Annotated in this window: 19 protein-coding genes; 16 read left to right on the top strand and 3 right to left on the bottom strand. The window is 63.0% G+C overall.

Annotated features, from left to right (window positions below; all coding sequences use genetic code 11):
- Positions 1 to 75 precede the first annotated feature (75 nt).
- From BCY88_RS40090 to BCY88_RS11570, 4 genes are all read left to right on the top strand, one after another.
- Entirely contained in the window at positions 76 to 210 is a 135-nt protein-coding gene (locus BCY88_RS40090; RefSeq protein WP_217482061.1) for a cytochrome oxidase small assembly protein, read from the top strand.
- Positions 211 to 253: 43 nt separating this feature from the next.
- Positions 254 to 868, top strand: coding sequence for a cytochrome c oxidase assembly protein (locus BCY88_RS11580; RefSeq protein ID WP_120344383.1), 615 nt, complete (start codon positions 254 to 256; stop codon positions 866 to 868).
- 33 nt (positions 869 to 901) lie between these two features.
- The gene (locus tag BCY88_RS11575; RefSeq protein WP_120344382.1) at positions 902 to 1,111 is read left to right on the top strand and encodes a DUF2970 domain-containing protein; all 210 of its coding nucleotides are present in this window, start codon (positions 902 to 904) and stop codon (positions 1,109 to 1,111) included.
- 132 nt (positions 1,112 to 1,243) lie between these two features.
- Positions 1,244 to 2,101, top strand: coding sequence for a cytochrome c oxidase subunit 3 (locus tag BCY88_RS11570; protein ID WP_120344381.1), 858 nt, complete (start codon positions 1,244 to 1,246; stop codon positions 2,099 to 2,101).
- 184 nt (positions 2,102 to 2,285) lie between these two features.
- Here BCY88_RS11570 and BCY88_RS11565 read toward each other — a convergent pair whose 3' ends face one another.
- Positions 2,286 to 2,495, bottom strand: coding sequence for a twin transmembrane helix small protein (locus BCY88_RS11565; protein WP_007179452.1), 210 nt, complete (start codon positions 2,493 to 2,495; stop codon positions 2,286 to 2,288).
- A 111-nt stretch (positions 2,496 to 2,606) separates the two neighbouring features.
- Here BCY88_RS11565 and BCY88_RS11560 point away from each other — a divergent pair, with 111 nt between their 5' ends.
- The 5 genes from BCY88_RS11560 to BCY88_RS11540 all read left to right on the top strand — a co-directional run bounded on the left by BCY88_RS11560 (position 2,607) and on the right by BCY88_RS11540 (position 6,737).
- The gene (locus tag BCY88_RS11560) at positions 2,607 to 3,323 is read left to right on the top strand and encodes an SURF1 family protein (RefSeq protein WP_120344380.1); all 717 of its coding nucleotides are present in this window, start codon (positions 2,607 to 2,609) and stop codon (positions 3,321 to 3,323) included.
- A 72-nt stretch (positions 3,324 to 3,395) separates the two neighbouring features.
- Entirely contained in the window at positions 3,396 to 4,058 is a 663-nt protein-coding gene (locus tag BCY88_RS11555; protein WP_120344379.1) for an SCO family protein, read from the top strand.
- Positions 4,059 to 4,080: 22 nt separating this feature from the next.
- Positions 4,081 to 5,190, top strand: a complete 1,110-nt coding sequence (locus BCY88_RS11550; RefSeq protein WP_120344378.1) for a COX15/CtaA family protein — start codon at positions 4,081 to 4,083, stop codon at positions 5,188 to 5,190.
- Positions 5,191 to 5,196: 6 nt separating this feature from the next.
- Positions 5,197 to 6,102: a heme o synthase gene (gene cyoE / locus BCY88_RS11545; protein WP_120344377.1), complete on the top strand. Its 906-nt coding sequence runs from the start codon at positions 5,197 to 5,199 to the stop codon at positions 6,100 to 6,102.
- A 5-nt stretch (positions 6,103 to 6,107) separates the two neighbouring features.
- Positions 6,108 to 6,737 (top strand): SCO family protein, encoded by a 630-nt coding sequence (locus tag BCY88_RS11540; protein WP_120344376.1) that lies wholly within the window; start codon positions 6,108 to 6,110, stop codon positions 6,735 to 6,737.
- Between the two features lie 66 nt (positions 6,738 to 6,803).
- On the opposite strand, the gene BCY88_RS11535 is transcribed toward BCY88_RS11540, so the two are convergent.
- Complete coding sequence (locus tag BCY88_RS11535) at positions 6,804 to 7,094, bottom strand: YciI family protein (protein ID WP_120344375.1); 291 nt, start codon at positions 7,092 to 7,094, stop codon at positions 6,804 to 6,806.
- Positions 7,095 to 7,376: 282 nt separating this feature from the next.
- On the opposite strand from BCY88_RS11535, the gene BCY88_RS11530 reads away from it, so the two are divergent.
- Positions 7,377 to 8,942, top strand: coding sequence for a methyl-accepting chemotaxis protein (locus BCY88_RS11530; RefSeq protein ID WP_120344459.1), 1,566 nt, complete (start codon positions 7,377 to 7,379; stop codon positions 8,940 to 8,942).
- A gap of 150 nt (positions 8,943 to 9,092) precedes the next feature.
- On the top strand, positions 9,093 to 9,905 hold the full coding sequence (locus BCY88_RS11525; RefSeq protein WP_120344374.1) for a MetQ/NlpA family ABC transporter substrate-binding protein: 813 nt from the start codon (positions 9,093 to 9,095) through the stop codon (positions 9,903 to 9,905).
- Between the two features lie 89 nt (positions 9,906 to 9,994).
- On the opposite strand, the gene BCY88_RS11520 is transcribed toward BCY88_RS11525, so the two are convergent.
- Complete coding sequence (locus tag BCY88_RS11520; protein ID WP_120344373.1) at positions 9,995 to 10,921, bottom strand: bifunctional helix-turn-helix transcriptional regulator/GNAT family N-acetyltransferase; 927 nt, start codon at positions 10,919 to 10,921, stop codon at positions 9,995 to 9,997.
- A 370-nt stretch (positions 10,922 to 11,291) separates the two neighbouring features.
- Here BCY88_RS11520 and BCY88_RS11515 point away from each other — a divergent pair, with 370 nt between their 5' ends.
- The 5 genes from BCY88_RS11515 to nagE all read left to right on the top strand — a co-directional run bounded on the left by BCY88_RS11515 (position 11,292) and on the right by nagE (position 18,720).
- Positions 11,292 to 12,026, top strand: coding sequence for a GntR family transcriptional regulator (locus BCY88_RS11515; RefSeq protein WP_120297531.1), 735 nt, complete (start codon positions 11,292 to 11,294; stop codon positions 12,024 to 12,026).
- A 111-nt stretch (positions 12,027 to 12,137) separates the two neighbouring features.
- Positions 12,138 to 13,241 carry an N-acetylglucosamine-6-phosphate deacetylase gene (nagA, locus tag BCY88_RS11510; protein WP_120344372.1) on the top strand — a complete coding sequence of 368 codons (1,104 nt, stop codon included), beginning with the start codon at positions 12,138 to 12,140 and terminating at the stop codon, positions 13,239 to 13,241.
- On the top strand, positions 13,234 to 14,241 hold the full coding sequence (locus tag BCY88_RS11505) for an SIS domain-containing protein (protein ID WP_120344371.1): 1,008 nt from the start codon (positions 13,234 to 13,236) through the stop codon (positions 14,239 to 14,241). Before nagA ends, BCY88_RS11505 begins: the two co-directional genes overlap by 8 nt.
- A gap of 38 nt (positions 14,242 to 14,279) precedes the next feature.
- Complete coding sequence (gene ptsP / locus BCY88_RS11500) at positions 14,280 to 16,844, top strand: phosphoenolpyruvate--protein phosphotransferase (RefSeq protein ID WP_183081340.1); 2,565 nt, start codon at positions 14,280 to 14,282, stop codon at positions 16,842 to 16,844.
- 97 nt (positions 16,845 to 16,941) lie between these two features.
- The gene (gene nagE / locus BCY88_RS11495; protein WP_120344369.1) at positions 16,942 to 18,720 is read left to right on the top strand and encodes an N-acetylglucosamine-specific PTS transporter subunit IIBC; all 1,779 of its coding nucleotides are present in this window, start codon (positions 16,942 to 16,944) and stop codon (positions 18,718 to 18,720) included.
- The last annotated feature ends 65 nt before the right edge of the window (positions 18,721 to 18,785 follow it).

The following is an 18,785-nucleotide window of genomic DNA, read 5'->3' as shown; positions in this document are numbered from 1 at the left end:
GCCGCCGTCCGAACCGGGCAGCCACGCGAGCGGTGGCGGCACCCTGTAGTTACGAAAGTATTCAGAAAGTCGAGCATGACGCGCAATCCTCAAGAAAGGCGTACACCCGAGCAGATTCGCGCGGGCAACCGGCGGATAGGTTTTGTGATGCTTGCCATCGCCGCGGTCTTTTTCGCGAGCGTCATCATCAAGCAGTGCTGGTTCGCCTGACGCGGCGGTCCAGGTCTGATTTGCAGGTCTGTTGAGGATTGAGATGTCGACGCAACCGCCGGCTCAGGCCGATCGCTCTTTTAACCGTTCGATGCTGATCAAGCTGTTCATCGTCGCGTTGATGATGTTCGGTTTCGGTTTTGCGCTGGTGCCGATGTATCGGGCGATCTGCCAGATCACCGGCATCAACAACCTCGTGCAGCGTGATGCAACGGTGCGTGAGGCGAAGAATACGCAGGTCGACATGAGCCGCACGATTTCGATCGAGTTCGATGCGAACGCGCGCGGCCCGCTGGGTTTCAAGCCGGAGCAACGTAGTCTCGACGTGCATCCGGGCGAGGTGACGACCGTGATGTACGAGGTCAGCAACGAACAGGCGCGCACGATTCAGGCGCAAGCCATTCCGAGCTACGCGCCGAAGCAGGCCACCGAGTACTTCAAGAAGATCGAGTGTTTTTGCTTTACGCAGCAGACTTTGACGGCGAATCAGACGAAGCGGCTGCCAGTGGTGTTCGTGGTCGATCCGAAGTTGCCGAAGGATGTGAAAACGATCACGTTGTCGTACACGTTCTTCGAATTGAATACGCCGGCAGCGGCGACGGCCACAAGCACGTCACCCACGGCCAATACGGCGGCAACCACCGCCAATCCCGCCTGACGGTTTGTGCCGCGGGCGAAGGAAGAAGACGTAATGAGCGATAACAGCGGCACCCCACGCAAGAGCAGTTTCGGCCAGTCGATGAAAGCCGTGTTCTGGTCGTTTTTCGGGGTGCGCAAGCGTCGTGATCTGGAAGCGGATGCCACGCAGCTGAACCCGCTGCATGTGATCGTGGCGGCCTTGATCAGCGCGGCCATTTTTATCGGCGTGCTGATCCTGATCGTGCGGGCGGTGGTGGGCTGAGGCCTCCGGGCTCACGCGTAGTACGGGGCGCAGCAGAGCCCACGAATTAGAGTGAAGCGGTGCGGTATCGACGCGCCGCCGAAGATACAGCCGGAGATTCCGGAACAACTGGACTGAAGTGGAGAATCAAGAATGAGCGGTCAAAACGAGAGCCCGTACTATTTCGTACCGCATCCGTCGCGGCATCCGATCAGCGCCGCTGTCGGGTTGCTGGTCATGCTCGGATCGCTTGCGGCCTGGATCAACGACCACGAATTGGCACCGCTCGGCGTCGTCGTCGGCCTGCTGTGGCTGCTGTATACGTTGTGGCACTGGTTCGGCGACGCGATCGCGGAATCCGAGGGCGGCATGTACGGCAAGAACGTCGACAAGTCGTACCGCTGGAGCATGAGCTGGTTCATCTTCTCCGAAGTCATGTTCTTTGGCGCGTTCTTCGGTGCGCTGTTCTATGCACGCGAAATCGCGCTGCATCAGCTCGGCAGTCTCGACTACAAGCTGATCTGGCCGGATTTCTCGGCGGTGTGGCCGAACAACGGTCCGGCAGCGCTGGTCTCGACCTTCAAGTCGATGCAACCGTGGCCGGTGCCGACCATCAACACGGCGTTGCTGCTGTCGTCCGGCGCGACGTTGACGGTTTCGCACCACGCGCTGCGTGAAGATCACCGCAAGAAAGCGATCATCTGGCTGGCGGCCACCCTGGTGCTGGGCGTCTGCTTCCTGTTCCTGCAAGGTTTCGAGTATTTCCACGCGTATAACGAACTGAACCTGACGCTGTCCTCGGGGGTCTATGGTTCGACGTTCTTCCTGCTCACAGGCTTCCACGGTTTCCACGTGTTCCTGGGCGGCACGATGCTGGCTGTGGTGCTGGTGCGGATGATTCGCGGCCACTTCACGGCGGAACATCACTTTGCATTCGAAGGCGCCGCGTGGTACTGGCACTTTGTGGACGTCGTGTGGCTTGGGCTGTACGTCGTCGTGTACTGGCTGTAACGCAGTCTGGCCTGCCTGCGTACCGGAAACCAGCCGGTTTCCGGAATGCGTGCAGGCCATTCGCGCAGCGCTTTTCAGGGGCGTGGCGCACGAGCAGTACGCAAGTTATGCAGCGCCGCCCTCGACCCTGTCAGGGCGGCGTTTTGTTTGGTGTGTCTGGTAACTGATGCGCTTTCCGGCGGACTCAACGTCCGTAAGGAATACCGGTCGACTGAATCCAGCCCATCCAGTGAGCGAACAGGATGAACAGGAACAGCGAGATCGATAGGCCCACCCGTGTGGCGAGTGACCAAACCATCCGCTTGGTTTTGCCCTTGTCATGCATCATGAAATACAGCGCCGACACCATGCTGGCGATGATCAGGACAAAGGCGATGGGAACGAGAATGTGCATGGAACCAACTGAAACCAGAAAGCGCAGAGGCAAGACGTTTATTATCGCACCGCGCGCTGGCGTCTGCCGCAGCTTCCAGGCGAGGCCGCAAGAGACGGCGGAGTGCGTCTGATGAAGTTCCGCCTGGTTCCTGCGCTGTTGATTCTGCTGGTTATCGTGGTGACGGTGCGGCTCGGTTTCTGGCAGCGCGACCGCGCCCACCAGAAGGAAGCGCTCGAAGCGCAGATCACGCAGTTCGAAGACGCGCCGGCTCTGCCGGTCAGTGCTACGCCGGTCGAACTGAAGGACATCGAATTTCATCGCGTGAAAGCGCGTGGCAGTTTCGTCGCGGACAAAGTCGTCTATCTGGACAATCGCCCGTATAACGATCAGCCGGGCTTTTATGTCGTGATGCCTTTTAAACTGACCGGCGGCGGGTATGTGCTGGTCAATCGCGGCTGGCTGCCGCGCAACACCAGCAATCGCGAAACCATCGCGCCGTACACCACGCCGCAAGGCGAGATCGAAATCGAAGGCATTGCGCGTGCCGACGCCTCGCGTGCTTTCGAGTTGGGGCAGGGCGGCTCGGCCGCGCATCAGATGATCCGCCAGAATCTGGATACGGCGGCCTACGCTGCGGAAACCGGTCTGCCGTTGCAATCGTTCGTGATCCAGCAGTTGAGCGACGACGGCGACAAGCTGGTGCGCGACTGGCCGGCGCCGACGAGCGGTGTTGAACGCAACTATGGCTACATGTTCCAGTGGTGGGGCATGGCGGCCGCGGCCTTCGTTTTCGGCCTGTACGCCGCGCGCCGTGCCGCAAAGAAAGAGCACGCGCAGAGCGTGTAATGCATTGCCTGTGGTTTCCCGTACCCCGAACAAGGGCCCCGAAGCCGCGCTATTTCTGAAAGAGGTCCTGTAGTGTCGACGCAATCTCCCCGTTCGCCGCAAGCCGGCAAACCCGCAGCTCCGAAAGTGATGGCAGGTCAACCCAATGGCGTGGGATCGTGGAAGCGTGGCCGCTGGATGCTGCTGTTGCTGGCGGTTATCTGCGCCGCACCGATAGCCGTGTCGTACTTCGTCTATTACGTGGTCAAGCCGGCAGGCGGCAGCACGAACTACGGCACGCTGATCGAACCGCAGCGGCCGATTCCCGAATCGATCGTCGTGACGGGTGAAGACGGCAAGCCGCTCAAGCTCGCGTCGCTACGCGGCCACTGGCTGATGATCTCCGTCGACAACAGCGCGTGCGACAAAGCTTGCGCCACCAAGCTGTACTTCATGCGACAAATCCGCGCAGCTCAGGGCCCGGAACGTGAGCGCGTCGTTGAAGTGTGGCTGCGCACCGATGCAGGCAACGTGTCCGACGTGATACAAAAGGCCTATCCCGACACCGACATGCTGATCGCCAACCCGGCGCAGGTGTCCGCATGGCTGCCGGCCGACACCGGCACCCAGCTCACCGACCACATCTACCTGGTCGATCCGAATGGCAATCTGATGATGCGTTTTCCGAAAGATCCGAACCCCAGCAAGATCAAGGGTGATCTGACCAAGCTGCTCAAATGGTCGAGGATCGGCTGACGCCGCAACCAGGGTAAGAAAGATGTTCGTACTGCAATTGGCCCTGATCGGCTTGTGTATCGCGTTGTTGCCGCTGTCCTATGTGTGGGTTAAGGCCGACGACAACAAATTCCGCAAGCTGGTGTGGCTCACCACTTTCCTGACGCTTGACCTCGTGATGTTCGGCGGCTTCACGCGCCTCACCGACTCCGGTCTCGGCTGCCCGGACTGGCCGGGGTGCTATGGCACGTCGTCGCCGTTCATCGCGCACGCCGCGATCACCGCCGCGCATCAATTGATGCCGACCGGCCCCGTCAGCATGACCAAGGCCTGGATCGAGATGATCCACCGTTACTTCGCGATGGCGATCGGCGTGCTGATCATCGCGCAAACCTTGATCGCCTGGACGGCGCGCATCAAGCGCCGTCCGCTGCATGTGTCGCCGTGGTGGCCGACTTCGCTGTTGCTGCTGATTCTCGTGCAGGGCGCCTTCGGCGCGTGGACGGTGACCATGAAGTTGCAACCGATCATCGTGACAACCCATTTGCTGCTCGGCCTCGCGTTGCTCGGCACGCTCGGCTGGCTGGCCGCACGCCAAACGCCGCTGCCGGCCTATGAACCCGAGGCCGCGCGCTGGCGTGCGGCCGCAATCGCCGGTCTAGTGCTGCTGGTCGTGCAGATCGCGTTGGGCGGCTGGGTGAGCACCAACTACGCAGTGCTCGCCTGCACCGACTTCCCGACCTGCAACGGCCAATGGGTTCCGCCGATGGACTTCGCGCACGGCTTCCATTTGTGGCGTGCACTCGGCATGACCGGCGACGGCGACATGATCACGCAAGATGCGCTGGTCGCGATCCACTGGACCCATCGCACCTTCGCGATTGTCGTGGTCGCATACCTGGCGTGGCTGGCGCTGAAGCTGCGCCGTTTCGAGTCGCTGCGGCGCCCGGCCAACGGCGTGTTGCTGGTGGTGCTGATCCAGTTCATGACCGGTTTGTCGAACATTGTCCTGCAATGGCCGTTGCCCATTGCTGTCGCGCATAACGGGGGGGCCGCAATCCTGCTGCTTTTGCTCGTTATGTTAAACTTTCGGATCGCTTATAGCCGTCCCGGCCGCGCCGTGTTGCCTGCGCGCGATGCCGCGCCAGCGTGACCCCACATGGACAGCACAACTCTCTCCCAAACACCCGGTAGCCGGGTCTCCCAGTACATTGCCCTGACCAAGCCGCGCGTCACGCAGCTTGCTGTGTTCTGCGCAGTCATCGGCATGTTTCTGTCGACCCCCGGCATGGTGCCGTGGACCGTTCTGATCGGCGGCACTGTCGGCATCTGGCTGCTGGCGGGTGCGGCGTTCGCCATCAATTGCCTCGTCGAACAGAAGATCGACGCGAAGATGCGCCGCACATCCTGGCGGCCGTCCGCGCGGGGCGAAATCACCACCACGCAGATCCTGCTGTTTTCGGCCGTGCTCGGCGGCCTCGGCATGTGGACGCTCTACACATTCGCCAATCCGCTGACCATGTGGCTCACGCTCGCCACCTTCGTTGGCTATGCGGTCATCTATACGCTGCTGCTCAAACCGGCTACGCCGCAGAACATCGTGATCGGCGGCGCGTCTGGCGCAATGCCGCCGGCACTCGGCTGGGCCGCCGTCACCGGGCACGTGCCGGGCGACGCATGGATTCTCGTGCTGATCATTTTCGTGTGGACGCCGCCGCATTTCTGGGCGCTCGCACTGTATCGCCGCAAAGACTACGAAAACGCCGGCCTGCCGATGCTGCCGAACACGCACGGCGAAAAGTACACGCGTCTGCATATTCTGCTGTACACCGTGATCCTGTTCGCGGTCACGATGATGCCGTTCATCTCCGGCATGAGCGGCGTGGTGTACCTCACGGCGGCCGTGTTGCTCGGCGCCGTGTTCCTCGCGTATGCGTGGAAGATCTACCGGGAATATTCCGATGATCTGGCGCGCAAGACTTTCCGTTATTCGATCGTCTATCTGTCGGTGCTGTTCGCCGCGCTGTTGATCGACCACTATGCGCGCGTCGTGATCGGCGCGTAACACCCATGCTTAAACAAAGCTTTGTGCGCAAGGCGCGTGCCGCCGCGCGTGTCACCCTGATCGCCTGCGCACTTGGTGGCGCGTTGCTGGTGGCGGGCTGCGGCAAGCAGCCGCCGGCGTTCCAGAACCTGGACATCACCGGCAACACGCAATTCGGCAGCGACTTCTCGCTGCCCGACACGTCCGGCAAGATCCGCACGATGGCGGATTACAAGGGCAAGGTGGTGGTGCTGTTCTTCGGCTACACGCACTGCCCGGACGTCTGCCCGACCACGATGGCTGAGCTGTCGCAAGCACTTCAGCAGCTCGGCCCGGAAGACGCGAAGCGTGTGCAGGTGCTGTTCGTCACCGTCGATCCGGACCGCGACACGCCGGCTCTGCTCGCGCAATACGTTCCGGCGTTCAATCCGACGTTCGTCGGCTTGCGTCCGGCGGACCAGGCGCAACTTACCAAGATCACGAAAGACTTCCGCGTCTACTACGCGAAAGTGCCGGGCAAGACGCCGGATAGCTACACGATGGACCACACGGCGGCGAGCTATGTGTTCGACACTGACGGCAAGCTGCGTCTGTTCGCGCGCGACGGTCAGGGCGCTACGCCCTGGGTGCACGATATCAAGCTGCTGCTCGATTGATGGCCTGATGCAGACGGGCGCGTGCATCTGCCGTGCGCCCGTATTCAAATTCCTTCGCAGTAGTCCTCAAGCCGGCATCGGCAAATTCATTCCTGGCGCCATGCGCGTCGCCCTGAACTCCGTCACCTCGTAACGCGCGAGCTTCTGCTCGGCAAACGGGTCGCTGGCGAGAATCTCATCCAGCTCATCGCGCCCGATGCGCACCGCCAGAATGATGCCGCCGTCGCGCGGTATTTTCGGTCCGGCGGCCACGAACACCCCCGATTCGAAGTGCTTTGTCAGAAACGCACGATGCGCTTCGAGTGCGTCGTCGACGCTTTCGAGCGATGCGGTGTAGATGAGATTGATGACGTACATGAGGGTTCTCGTAGGCGAATGGCTGGGCCGCATGCGTTCGCGGGCAATGACCTTCGATTTTATCCGTCACCGGGCGATTCGTTGCGCACCGTCAATGCCGGCTCATGTTGCTTTCTCCCTGCCATCGCTTCCTTACAGCTTGCCTCAAGTTGAGCGGCTGACATGCCGATATACCTGTGGCAATCGTTTGCGCGTCAGGCCTTCAGCGCGCTCGCATCGCGCGAGACAGAGGCGACACCGGTCCGCAAACAGAACACGAATTACACGAGAGAGATCACAACAATGAGCAGGATGAGTTTGAATCGCAAACTATGGCTGTCGCTTGCGCTCGTCTGGCTGGGGCTGCTGGGCGTCGGGCTATGGAGCGCGGTCGAAACGCGCAGCACGATGCTGGCCGAGCGCAAGGCGGGCATGGTGAACCTCGTCGAGGCGGCGCAGGGCGTCGTGAACGGCTACTACGCGCTTTCGCAGAGCGGCAAGATGAGCGAGGCCGACGCACAGCGCGAAGCGCTCGCCCGGCTCGCCACGATGCGCTACGGCGAATCCGGCTATCTGTTCGTGATGGACTCGAAGCCGGTCGTGCTGATGCACCCGACGCTGCCGCAGATGACCGGCAAGCCGGTGGGCGACTTCAAGGACCCGGACGGCAAGCTGCTGTATGTGACGATCGTCGACGCAGCCAAGGCGAGCGGCAAGGGCTTTGCGGAATATCGTGGACGCTTGCCGCACAGTGAAACCGCCGTGCCGAAAATCAGCTACGTGGTGCGTTTCGCGCCATGGGACTGGAACATCACGAGTGGCGTGTTCATCAAGGACATCGACACGGTCTACTATGAAACGCTGCTGGGTCATCTGTTCGTTGTACTGGTGATCGGCGCGATCATTTCGCTGGCAATGGTGCTGATCATCCGCAACGTGCGCGCGAGTCTGGGCGGTGAGCCGGATCAGGCGGCGCGCTTGGCCGCGAGCATCGCCAAGGGCGATCTCACGCAGGAGGTCTACGTTCGTGCGCAAGACAAGACCAGCATGATGGCGGCCATGCACGAAATGCAGAACCGTTTGCAGCGGACCATCGGCGAAATTCGCCACTCGGCGGAATCGATTGCCTCGGCGACCCAGCAGATCGCCGCCGGCAATGGCGATCTGTCGCAGCGCACCGAACAGCAGGCGGCCTCGCTGCAGGAGACTGCGGCGAGCATGGAAGAGCTCACCGCGACAGTCAAGCAGAACGCGGACAACGCGCGCCAGGCAAGCGGTCTCGCGCACAGTGCGTCGGAAATCGCGACGCGCGGCAACGATGTGGTGAGTCGCGTGATCGGCACCATGGGTGAGATCAACGACAGTTCGCGGCAGATCGCCGACATCATCGGCGTGATTGAAGGCATCGCGTTTCAGACCAATATTCTGGCGCTGAACGCGGCGGTCGAAGCCGCGCGCGCGGGCGAGCAAGGCCGCGGTTTTGCGGTTGTCGCCGGGGAAGTGCGCAGCCTCGCGCAGCGCTCGGCAACGGCGGCCAAGGAGATCAAGCAGTTGATCGGCGCCTCGGTGGAGCGCGTGCATAACGGCTCGACACTGGTCCAGCAGGCCGGCATGACGATGGGCGAAATTCTGCAGGCGGTGCAGCGCGTCACCGACATCATGGGCGAGATTGCGGCGGCGTCCGAGGAGCAGAGCAGCGGCATTTCGCAAGTGGGCCGCGCGGTTACGCAGATGGACGAAGTGACCCAGCAGAATGCGGCGCTGGTCGAACAGGCCGCGGCTGCTGCTGCGTCATTACAGGATCAGGCGGGGCGTTTGCGCGACACAGTCAGCGCATTTCGCGTGAACGCCGCCGCGCAAGACGCATAAGGATATGCGATCGTGATATTTCCCATCTCGCCGGGCATATGAGACCATTTACGGTCCAGTTGGCGGTGCACTGCCGGAGCACATCAGCGCAGCAGCGCTGCCGCCGGCTTCCACCCGAATCTGACATCGATCAGAAAAAGCGAGAATCACATGCAGCGCAGAAACATCCTCAAAGCCCTCTCGGCCGTGGTCGCCGGTGCGGCGATCGTCACCAGCCTCGGCGCACACGCTGACGACAAGGTCATCAAGGTCGGCACCATTGGCGGTCCGGATGCGCAAATCTGGGAAGTGGTCACGAAAGTGGCGAAGCGCGAAGGCCTGAACGTGAAGGTCGTCGAATTCAACGACTACGTGCAGCCGAACGCCGCGCTCGACGCAGGCGATCTGGACGCCAACAGCTTCCAGCACCAGCCGTACCTCGACAGCCAGGTCAAACAGCGCGGCTACAAGATCGTCAATGCCGGCCTCACGTACATTTCGCCGCTCGGCATCTATTCGAAGAAGCTGAAATCGCTGAAGGATCTGGCGCAAGGCGCGAAGATCGCGGTGCCGAACGATCCGTCGAATGAGAACCGCGCGCTGCTGCTGTTGCAGGCGCAAGGCGTGATCAAGCTGAAGGCAGGCGCGGGTACGAACGGCAATAACGCCACGCCGCTCGACGTCGCTGAGAATCCGAAGAAGATCAAGCTGGTTGAGCTCGACGCGGCACAACTGCCGCGCTCGCTGTCGGATGTCGACGCTGCCGCGATCAACACGAACTTCGCGCTGGCAGCCGGTCTGCAGCCGACCAAAGACGCGATCGCGCTCGAAGACATCCGCAGCCCGTACGCGAACCTGATCGCCGTGCGCGCGCAGGACAAGGACAAGCCGTGGGTCAAGAAGCTGGTCGCGGCGTACCAGTCGGAAGACGTGCGTCAGTTCATCAAGACGCAGTTCAAGGGTTCGGTGGTGCCGTCGTTCTAAGCGGCAGCCTTCAGCCTACGCTGGAAAACAAAAACGCCACGGTCGCAAAAACCGTGGCGTTTTTTTGTGTCGCGCATAGGCCGGCGAGGCTACAGATCCAACTCCCATCGCTCGATCACCAGATCCTTGCCGAAACGGCGCTCAGCCGTCGTGCAGGCAAGCTGGAAGCCGGCGCGCTCGCATAGCCGCCTCGGTTCTTCAAGGATGCTGGCCGTGGTCAGCGTGAGTTTGGTGTACCCCGCGCGCCGGGCGAACCGCATGCATTCGCTCATTAATTGCGTGCCGATACCAAGACGCTGCACGTCCGGTTCGACCCACAAGAGCCGCACACCCGCCACCGTCGCCGAGATTCCGACGATGCACGCCGAGCCGACCACCATGCCGTCCTGATCGGCGACCCAGCACATTTCGCGCACAGAATCGCGGCGTTGCGTGTAATCGGCGACGATGCGCGAGAGCAAGCCCTCGAACGATTGATCCCAACCGTATTGCGCGCTGAACCACTGCGCCTGCCGATGCACGAGCCAGCTGCAGTCGCCGGCGCGGGGCTGCCGGAGGATCACGAGTTCGTGCTTCGGCTTGCTGCCGAGCAGCCGCTCGATCACCTTCATCGCGGTAATCAGTTGATCCTGGGAGAGCGCCGTCAAGCTGTTCAGCAGTGCCGATACTTCTTCGATCGCCGCGGTATCGAGCGGCGCGTAGGCCGCGTGACCGTGGTCGGTGAGCGCGATCAGCGACTGGCGAGCGTCCGTGTCGGACGGGCGCCGCGTAATCAGATTGCGTCGTTCGAAGCTGGTCAGGAGGCGGCTGAGGTAACCGCTGTCGAGGCCGAGATTGCGCCCGAGCACCGAAGCCGTCTGCGCGCGCTCGCGAGACAGTTCATGCAGAACGCGTACTTCTGTCAGCGAGAAGGCGCTCTTTGCCAAATGCTCATGCAGCGCGCCGATGTGCTGAGTATAGAAGCGGTTGAAATGCCGGACGGCCTGAGCGCGCCGCAGCGCCTCGGAATCTGTCAAATGCTGCTCCCCGGGGAATTTTTGTGGCTTTCCATCCAGCACTATATTGGATGACATCTCATTAAAAAAGCGCGTGGCTCGAGGGCACCTCAAAGTGGTATCAGAAAGGTATCGATTTCTGCGTATCCCATTGACCCGATAGAGCCCATGTGGACCGCCCTGACGCCGTCCGGTATCTCCAATACGGGTAAATCCCGATCCCTGTAAACGGCCCTTCGCAGCACCCAAACTCCCTTCTAACGCTTACCCAGCAAGGCTTTCCGGAAAACTATACCAGCATGAGACCAGTTGATTGACTGGTATTATGTTGGTTATATAATGGGCTCTCATTTTCGTAGGCCGCATTCTTCGAGACGACCGCCGGAGCCCCATGGAAACTCGCTGGTCCGCACTGATGCCTGACGCTCGCAACGTCACGCCGCTCTATCTGCAGCTCGCGCGCAATCTGGCGACGGCGATCCACTGCGGCGTGTGGTCGGCGGGTGAAGCGCTGCCTTCGGAGCGCACGCTGTCCGATGCGATCGGCGTGTCGCGCATCACCGCGCGCAAGGCGATCGAGCTGCTGGTTGAACAAGGCTTGATCCGGCGCGCGCGTGGCGCGGGCAGCTTCATTACGCCGCGTGTGGAGGACCCGCTGTCGCGGCTCACCGGTTTCACGAAGAAGATGCAGCAACGCGGCTTCCGGCCAGATTCGGTGTGGCTCGAGCGCGATATCCGCGCCGCCAACCGTGATGAACTGGTGCACCTCGGTCTGTCGCCCGGCGCGGCGGTGGCGAGCCTGCGGCGCCTGCGGCGCGCGGACGGCATCGTCATGGCGGTTGAGCATTCGGCGCTGCCCGCGGCGATCGTGCCCGATCCGCAGGCCATCGGCGTGTCGCTTTACAGCTATCTCGAACAACGCGGCGCTGCTGTCGTGCGCGCCTTGCAGCACTTTCGCGCGGTCAACGCTTCGAGCGAGATTGCCTCGTTGATGGATATCGAACCGCGCTCGGCGCTGCTGGTCATTACCCGTATCGGGTATAGCGCGGACCAGCGTGCGATCGAACTGACCGACACCTATTGCCGCGACGATTACTACGACTTTGTCGCTGAATTGCGCACCTGATCGATGTGCCCGCCTGGCGCACCTGAGCGAGGCCGCGCAGCTCGCTGTCACGTGCGGCGCCATCGAGCGTATTTCAGCCGCACCCCGCATTACGCCTCACCAGAGAGACTCATGCTGACCGGAAACATACTCACCACCGATGGGTGGATTCACGGCACGCTCGAATACGAAAACGGCCGCATCACGGCGCTGACCGGCGAACGTGCCGATCCGGCGAAGAACGACGCGCCCTACATCCTGCCTGGCTTCATCGATCTGCACGTGCACGGGGGCGGCGGGTCCGACGTGATGGAAGGCGGCGACGCGATCGAAACCATCACTCGCACGCATGCGCGTTACGGCACGACCAGTCTGCTCGCCACCACGATGACGGCGCCGCGCGACGAGCTGATGAATGTCGTCGCTGGGCTCGGCAACAACGCGCGGATTCGCACACCGGGCGGCGCGCGCGTGCTCGGCGTCCATCTGGAAGGTCCGTATATCAACCCGGGCAAGCTCGGCGCGCAGCCGGACGCCGCCGTATCGGCGGTGATGGACGAAGTGCTGAAGTATCTGTCGATCGCGCCGATTCGTGTGGTCACGCTGGCGCCGGAAATCGCCGGCCATATGGAGATCATCTCCGAAATGGCGGCGCGTGGCGTGCGCGTGCAGCTCGGCCATTCGCTCGGCACCTACGATGACGCCGTCGCCGCGCTCAAGCACGGCGCGTGCGGTTTCACGCATCTGTTCAACGCGATGTCGCCGCTGCATCACCGCAATCCTGGCCTTGTCGGCGCCGCGCTTGCGCACGCCGAATTCGCCGAAATCATTCCCGACCTGCTGCACGTTCATCCGGGCGCGATCCGCGCCGCGTTGCGCGCGATTCCGCGCCTCTACGTGGTGACGGACAGCACCTCGGCGACCGGCATGCCCGACGGCGAATACCGCCTCGGCAGCCAGCATGTGACGAAGTGCCTCGGCGGTGTGCGTCTCGCCGACGGCACGCTCGCCGGCAGCACCCTGACGATGGATCAGGCGCTGCGCAATCTCGTCTCGATCGGCTTGCCGATCGCCGATGTTTCAAACCGTCTGTCACGCTACGCCGCCGACTACCTAGGCATCGAAGACCGCGGCCGCATCGCTCGCGGCGCGTGGGCCGATGTGGTCGTGTTCGATCGTGAACTGGCGTTGACCGCGACATACGTCGAAGGAGAATCAATTGTCGAATATGCTTAAAGAGGCGCTGGCGTCCGCTGAAACGGTCGCCGCGCAACTCGCGGAACCATCGCGCGTCGAGGCGCTGGCGGCGAAGCTCGCCCAGCAGCCGCGCCATGTCGCACTGACGGTCGCGCGCGGCAGCTCGGACCATGCGGCGAGTTACTTCGCAAGCCTGACGATGAGCCGCCTCGGCGTGCCGGTCGCCTCGCTGCCGATGTCGGTCGCGACGCTCCAGCAAGCGCCGCTGCAAGTGCGTGATCAGCTCGCGCTGGCGTTCTCGCAATCAGGCAAGAGCCCGGATCTGGTCGGTACGATGGAAGCGTTGCGCAAGGCCGGTGCGTTGACGGTTGCTGCCGTGAATGCGCCGAACTCGCCGTTGGCCGACGCCTGCGAGTTTCACCTGCCGCTCGTGGCCGGCCCCGAACTGAGCGTCGCGGCGACCAAGAGCTACATCGCCATGCTGTCGATCTCCGCGCAACTGGTCGCTCACTGGCAAAAGGACGACGCGCTGCTCGGCGCGTTGAACACACTGCCCGCAGCGCTCCAGCACGCGGGCAAACTCGACTGGTCGAAAGCGGTGGACGAACTGCGCGGCATCGAACGCATGATCGTGATCGGCCGCGGTCTGGGTCTCGCGATCGCGCAGGAAGCCGCGCTGAAACTGAAGGAAACCTCCGGCATTCAGGCCGAAGCGTTTTCGAGCGCGGAAGTGCGGCATGGTCCGATGGAGTTGATCGACCGCGACTATCCGCTGCTGGTCTTCGCACCGCGTGGCCCCGAACAGGCCGGTCTGCTGCAACTCGCGCGCGACATGCAGGCGCGCGGCGCCCGCGTATTGCTCGCCGCGCCGGACGACGTGCCCGAAGCCACGCTACCGCTTGCCACTACCGATCATGCGGCGCTCGATCCGATCGCCGCGATCCTGTCCTTTTATGTGATGGCCGCCGGCCTTGCCGCCGCTCGCGGGCGCAATCCTGACGCGCCGCGCCATCTCAACAAAGTCACCGAAACTCACTGACGAGAAATCAGATGCGACGTGTCGAGGAGTCCCGCTTGATGAGCCATTCTGAAGGCCATATTGTTTTGGTCGCACCGATGACCGGTCCGGTCGTGCCCTTGGCGAATGTGCCCGACCCTGTGTTCTCGGGCGGCATGTTCGGCGACGGTATCGGCGTCGATCCGCTCGAGGGGCGGCTCGTCGCGCCGTGCGACGGCACCGTCACCCATCTCGCGCGCACCGGCCACGCGGTCACGCTCGCGACGGCCGAAGGCGTGGAGATTCTGCTGCACATCGGCATCGACACGGTTGAACTGAATGGCCAGGGTTTCGCGCCGATGATCGCGCAAGGCGCACAGGTACGCACGGGTGAAGTGCTGATCGAATTCGATCAGGACCGGGTCGCGCTGAACGCGCCGAGTCTCGTCTCCGTGATCGCGATTGCCAACTCGGATGCGTTCGAGATTGTCGAGCGTGTGCAGGGCGGCATGCTGAAGGCCGGCGAGACGCCGTTGCTGGTGCTGCGCGCTCGCGGCGGCGAAGCGGCGCAGGCCTCGCGCCAGGCGAGCGCCACCAACGTGACCGAAGAGGCCCGTCAGCAAGTCACGCTGATTCACGCAGGCGGTTTGCATGCGCGGCCGGCGGCGCGTGCTCGTGAAGCGGCGCGGGGTTTCGATGCGCGCGTCGAGGTGCGTTACGAAGGGCGCAAAGCGGCGATCGAGAGCGTGGTGGGTTTGCTTGGGCTTGGTGCCGGCGAAGGGGCGACTGTCGAGTTGCTCGGCGTCGGTCCGCAGGCCAAAGCCGCGATCGAAGCGATTGCCCACGAATTGACACGTGAAGCGCATGGCGAAGTCGAAGAAAAGCCGGCACGTCAAAGCTCGCCGGCGCCGCAAGCCGTTGCGCATGCGGCAGGCGAAACGCTCGCGCCGAATACGCTCGCGGGTGTGTGCGCGTCGCCGGGCGTCGCGGTCGGCAAGATGGTGCGTTGGGACGATGCGGATATCGATCCGCCGGAAAAGGCGAACGGCACGTCGGCGGCTGAAAGCCGGCTGCTCGACAAGGCGATTGCAACGGTCGACGCCGACCTCGGCACCACCGTGCGCGATGCGTCGCAACGCGGCGCGGTGGGTGAAGCGGGAATTTTCGCGGTGCATCGCGTGCTGCTCGAAGATCCGACGCTGGTCGACGCCGCGCGCGATCTGATCAGTCTCGGTAAGAGCGCAGGCTTTGCGTGGCGCGAGGCGATCCGTGCGCAGATCGCGATCCTGACGAAGATCGAAGACGCATTGCTCGCTGAACGTGCAGCCGATTTGCGTGATATCGAAAAGCGCGTGTTGCGCGCGCTCGGTTATACAAACGCCGCGGCACGCACGCTGCCGGAAGAAGCTGTGCTGGCGGCTGAAGAGTTCACGCCGTCGGATCTGTCCTCGCTGGATCGCTCACGCGTCACAGCGCTCGTGATGGCCCGCGGCGGCGCGACCTCGCACGCGGCGATTCTGGCGCGCCAGGCCGGTATTCCGGCGCTGGTGGCAGTCGGCGATGCCTTGCACGCGATCCCCGAGGGCACGCAGGTCGTGGTGAATGCCACAACCGGCCGCCTCGAATTTGCTCCAACCGAACTCGACGTCGAACGCGCGCGTCTTGAGCGCAGCCGCCTCGCCGATGTGCGCGACGCGAACCGCCGCACGTCGCAACAGGCGGCGGTCACCTCCGATGGCCGCGCGATCGAAGTCGCCGCGAACATCGCCACGCTCGAGGATGCGCAAACCGCCGTCGACAACGGCGCGGACTCCGTGGGTCTGCTGCGCACCGAATTGCTGTTCATTCACCGCGCTGCGGCGCCGACCACCGACGAACATCGCCAGAGCTATCAGGCCATCGTCGATGCATTGAGCGGCCGCACCGCGATCATTCGCACGCTGGACGTCGGCGCGGACAAGGAAGTCGACTACCTGACGCTGCCGCCCGAACCGAATCCGGCGCTCGGCCTGCGCGGCATCCGCCTCGCACAGGTGCGCCCGGACCTGCTCGACGACCAGTTGCGCGGTCTGCTGGCGGTGCAACCGCTCGGCGCGGTGCGCATCCTGCTGCCGATGGTGACCGATGTGGGCGAGCTGATCCGCATCCGCAAACGCATCGACGAATTCGCCCGCGAATCGGGCCGTACCGAACCGATCGAAGTCGGCGTGATGATCGAAGTGCCGTCGGCCGCGCTGCTCGCCGATCAACTGTCGCAACACGCGGATTTCCTGTCGATCGGCACCAACGATCTGACGCAATACACGCTCGCCATGGACCGCTGCCAGGCCGATCTCGCGGCCCAGGCCGACGGCTTGCATCCGGCGGTGCTGCGTCTGATCGCGGCGACCGTGCAGGGCGCGAACAAGCATGGCAAATGGGTCGGCGTATGCGGCGCACTGGCGGGCGACCCGCTCGCCATGCCGCTGCTCGTCGGCCTTGGCGTGACCGAGCTCTCGGTGGACCCGGTGTCGGTGCCGGGCATCAAGGCGCGTGTGCGCAACCTCGATTATCAGCTGTGCCGTCAACGTGCCCAGGATGCCCTGGCGCTCGAATCGGCGCAGGCGGTAAGAGCAGTAAGCCGCGAAACCTGGCCTTTGGACTGAACCCCACAGAGTCCGCAACCAGCTTCGCATAGTCAGAACGTATCGCTAGAAAACTCAACGACGACTGTCGACAACGAGACAAGGATTGGAGGTGTCAATGGATGGGAATCCGTTTCTGAAGATTCAGCGCCTGGGCCGGGCGCTGATGCTGCCGATTGCAGTGCTGCCGGTTGCCGGTTTGCTGCTGCGATTGGGCCAACCCGATGTGTTCAACATCAAGATGATCGCCGATGCCGGCGGTGCGATCTTCGACAACCTGCCGTTGCTGTTCGCAATCGGCGTGGCGGTCGGCTTCGCGAAAGACAACAACGGCGTGGCGGGTCTCGCGGGTGCGATCGGTTATCTGATCGAAATCGCGGTGATGAAGGACATCAACGACAAGCTCAACATGGGCGTGTTGTCCGGGATCGTGGCGGGTATCGTCGCGGGCTTGCTGTACAACAAGTACAAAGACATCAAGTTGCCCGACTACCTCGCATTCTTCGGAGGGAAACGCTTCGTGCCGATTGTCACCGGCGTGGCCTGTCTGGTGATAGGCATTGTGTTCGGCTACGTATGGCAGCCGGTGCAAGGCGTCATCGACACGGCCGGCCATTGGCTGACCACCGCGGGTGCGCTCGGCGCGTTCGTGTTCGGCGTGCTGAACCGTTTGCTGCTCGTCACGGGCTTGCATCACATCCTCAATTCGCTGACGTGGTTCGTGTTCGGCAGCTTCACGCCGCCGGGCGGCGTCGCGGTGACGGGCGATCTGCATCGCTTCTTCGCGGGCGATCCGACCGCGGGCACGTTCATGACCGGCTTCTTCCCGATCATGATGTTCGGCCTGCCGGCCGCGTGTCTCGCGATGTATCACGAGGCACCGAAAGAACGCCGCGCGATGGTGTTCGGCCTGCTGGCGTCGATGGCGCTCACCTCGTTCCTGACGGGTGTGACCGAGCCGATCGAATTCAGCTTCATGTTCCTCGCCCCCGTGCTGTATGCGATCCACGCGGTGCTGACGGGCTTGTCGCTGGCAATCTGCTCGGCACTCGGGATTCATCTCGGCTTCACCTTTTCGGCCGGCTTCATCGACTATGTGCTGAACTACGGCCTGTCGACCAAGGGCTGGTGGGCGATTCCGATCGGTGTCGTGTATTCGGTGGTGTACTACGGCCTGTTCCGCTTCTTCATCCGCAAATTCAACATGGCGACGCCGGGCCGCGAACCCGCCGCTGAAGAAGAACAGATCGAGTCGTTCGAGGCCGGCGGTTTTGTGTCGCCGGTTGCGGGCGCTGCCGTACCGCGCGCACAGCGTTATATCGCTGCGCTGGGTGGTGCGTCGAACCTGTCGGTAGTGGATGCCTGCACGACGCGTCTGCGTCTGTCGGTGGTGGATGCCAGCAAGGTCTCGGAAAGCGAGCTGAAGACGATCGGCGCGCGTGGCGTGCTCAAGCGCGGCGCGACCAGCGTGCAGGTGATTATCGGACCGGAAGCGGACATCATCGCCGATGAAATCCGTACGGTGATCGCACAAGGCGGTGGCGATGCGGTGAAGCCGGCGGCTGCGCCTGCTGTTGCTGCGGCTCCTGCGGCTCCCGCGGCGGCAAGCGGCGCTCAGGGCGGTGCACTCGATCCGGACCCGATGCGTTGGCTCGCCGTGTTCGGCGGCGCGGGCAACGTCGTGTCGCTGGATGCTGTAGCAGCAACGCGTCTGCGTATCGTGGTTCGCGATCCGTCAGCGGTTGATCGCCAGCGTCTTGCTACGCTCGATACGGCGTGGGTGTCGGCCGATACGTTCCACATCGTAGTGGGCGACGCAGCCCAGCGTTACGCGGCGCAACTGGCGACGCGTCTGTCGCCCGGTACGGGTGCAGGTACGGCGCCGCAGCCCGCGTAATCTCATCGAGGCTTCGAGCTGGGCTGATTTCAGTTTTCCGCCCAGCTTGAAAGCCACGGTAGGTC

It is taken from the genome of Paraburkholderia fungorum (genome assembly GCF_003610895.1).
GTDB classification, from domain to species: Bacteria; Pseudomonadota; Gammaproteobacteria; order Burkholderiales; family Burkholderiaceae; genus Paraburkholderia; species Paraburkholderia fungorum_B.
The sequence above is the reverse complement of the archived record's forward strand: the minus strand, read 5'-3'. Positions and strand labels throughout refer to the sequence as shown.

Excerpts from the sequence above, each read along its gene's own strand:
- nagE (WP_120344369.1), top strand. The coding sequence starts at position 16,942 with ATGGATGGGAATCCGTTTCTGAAGATTCAGCGCCTGGGCCGGGCGCTG.
- BCY88_RS11560 (WP_120344380.1), top strand. The coding sequence starts at position 2,607 with ATGAAGTTCCGCCTGGTTCCTGCGCTGTTGATTCTGCTGGTTATCGTG.
- BCY88_RS11515 (WP_120297531.1), top strand. The coding sequence starts at position 11,292 with ATGGAAACTCGCTGGTCCGCACTGATGCCTGACGCTCGCAACGTCACG.
- BCY88_RS11565 (WP_007179452.1), bottom strand. The coding sequence starts at position 2,495 with ATGCACATTCTCGTTCCCATCGCCTTTGTCCTGATCATCGCCAGCATG.
- BCY88_RS11535 (WP_120344375.1), bottom strand. The coding sequence starts at position 7,094 with ATGTACGTCATCAATCTCATCTACACCGCATCGCTCGAAAGCGTCGAC.
- cyoE (WP_120344377.1), top strand. The coding sequence starts at position 5,197 with ATGGACAGCACAACTCTCTCCCAAACACCCGGTAGCCGGGTCTCCCAG.
- BCY88_RS11505 (WP_120344371.1), top strand. The coding sequence starts at position 13,234 with ATGCTTAAAGAGGCGCTGGCGTCCGCTGAAACGGTCGCCGCGCAACTC.
- BCY88_RS11530 (WP_120344459.1), top strand. The coding sequence starts at position 7,377 with ATGAGCAGGATGAGTTTGAATCGCAAACTATGGCTGTCGCTTGCGCTC.
- ptsP (WP_183081340.1), top strand. The coding sequence starts at position 14,280 with ATGAGCCATTCTGAAGGCCATATTGTTTTGGTCGCACCGATGACCGGT.
- BCY88_RS11550 (WP_120344378.1), top strand. The coding sequence starts at position 4,081 with ATGTTCGTACTGCAATTGGCCCTGATCGGCTTGTGTATCGCGTTGTTG.
- BCY88_RS11525 (WP_120344374.1), top strand. The coding sequence starts at position 9,093 with ATGCAGCGCAGAAACATCCTCAAAGCCCTCTCGGCCGTGGTCGCCGGT.
- nagA (WP_120344372.1), top strand. The coding sequence starts at position 12,138 with ATGCTGACCGGAAACATACTCACCACCGATGGGTGGATTCACGGCACG.
- BCY88_RS11580 (WP_120344383.1), top strand. The coding sequence starts at position 254 with ATGTCGACGCAACCGCCGGCTCAGGCCGATCGCTCTTTTAACCGTTCG.
- BCY88_RS11540 (WP_120344376.1), top strand. The coding sequence starts at position 6,108 with ATGCTTAAACAAAGCTTTGTGCGCAAGGCGCGTGCCGCCGCGCGTGTC.
- BCY88_RS11575 (WP_120344382.1), top strand. The coding sequence starts at position 902 with ATGAGCGATAACAGCGGCACCCCACGCAAGAGCAGTTTCGGCCAGTCG.
- BCY88_RS40090 (WP_217482061.1), top strand. The coding sequence starts at position 76 with ATGACGCGCAATCCTCAAGAAAGGCGTACACCCGAGCAGATTCGCGCG.
- BCY88_RS11570 (WP_120344381.1), top strand. The coding sequence starts at position 1,244 with ATGAGCGGTCAAAACGAGAGCCCGTACTATTTCGTACCGCATCCGTCG.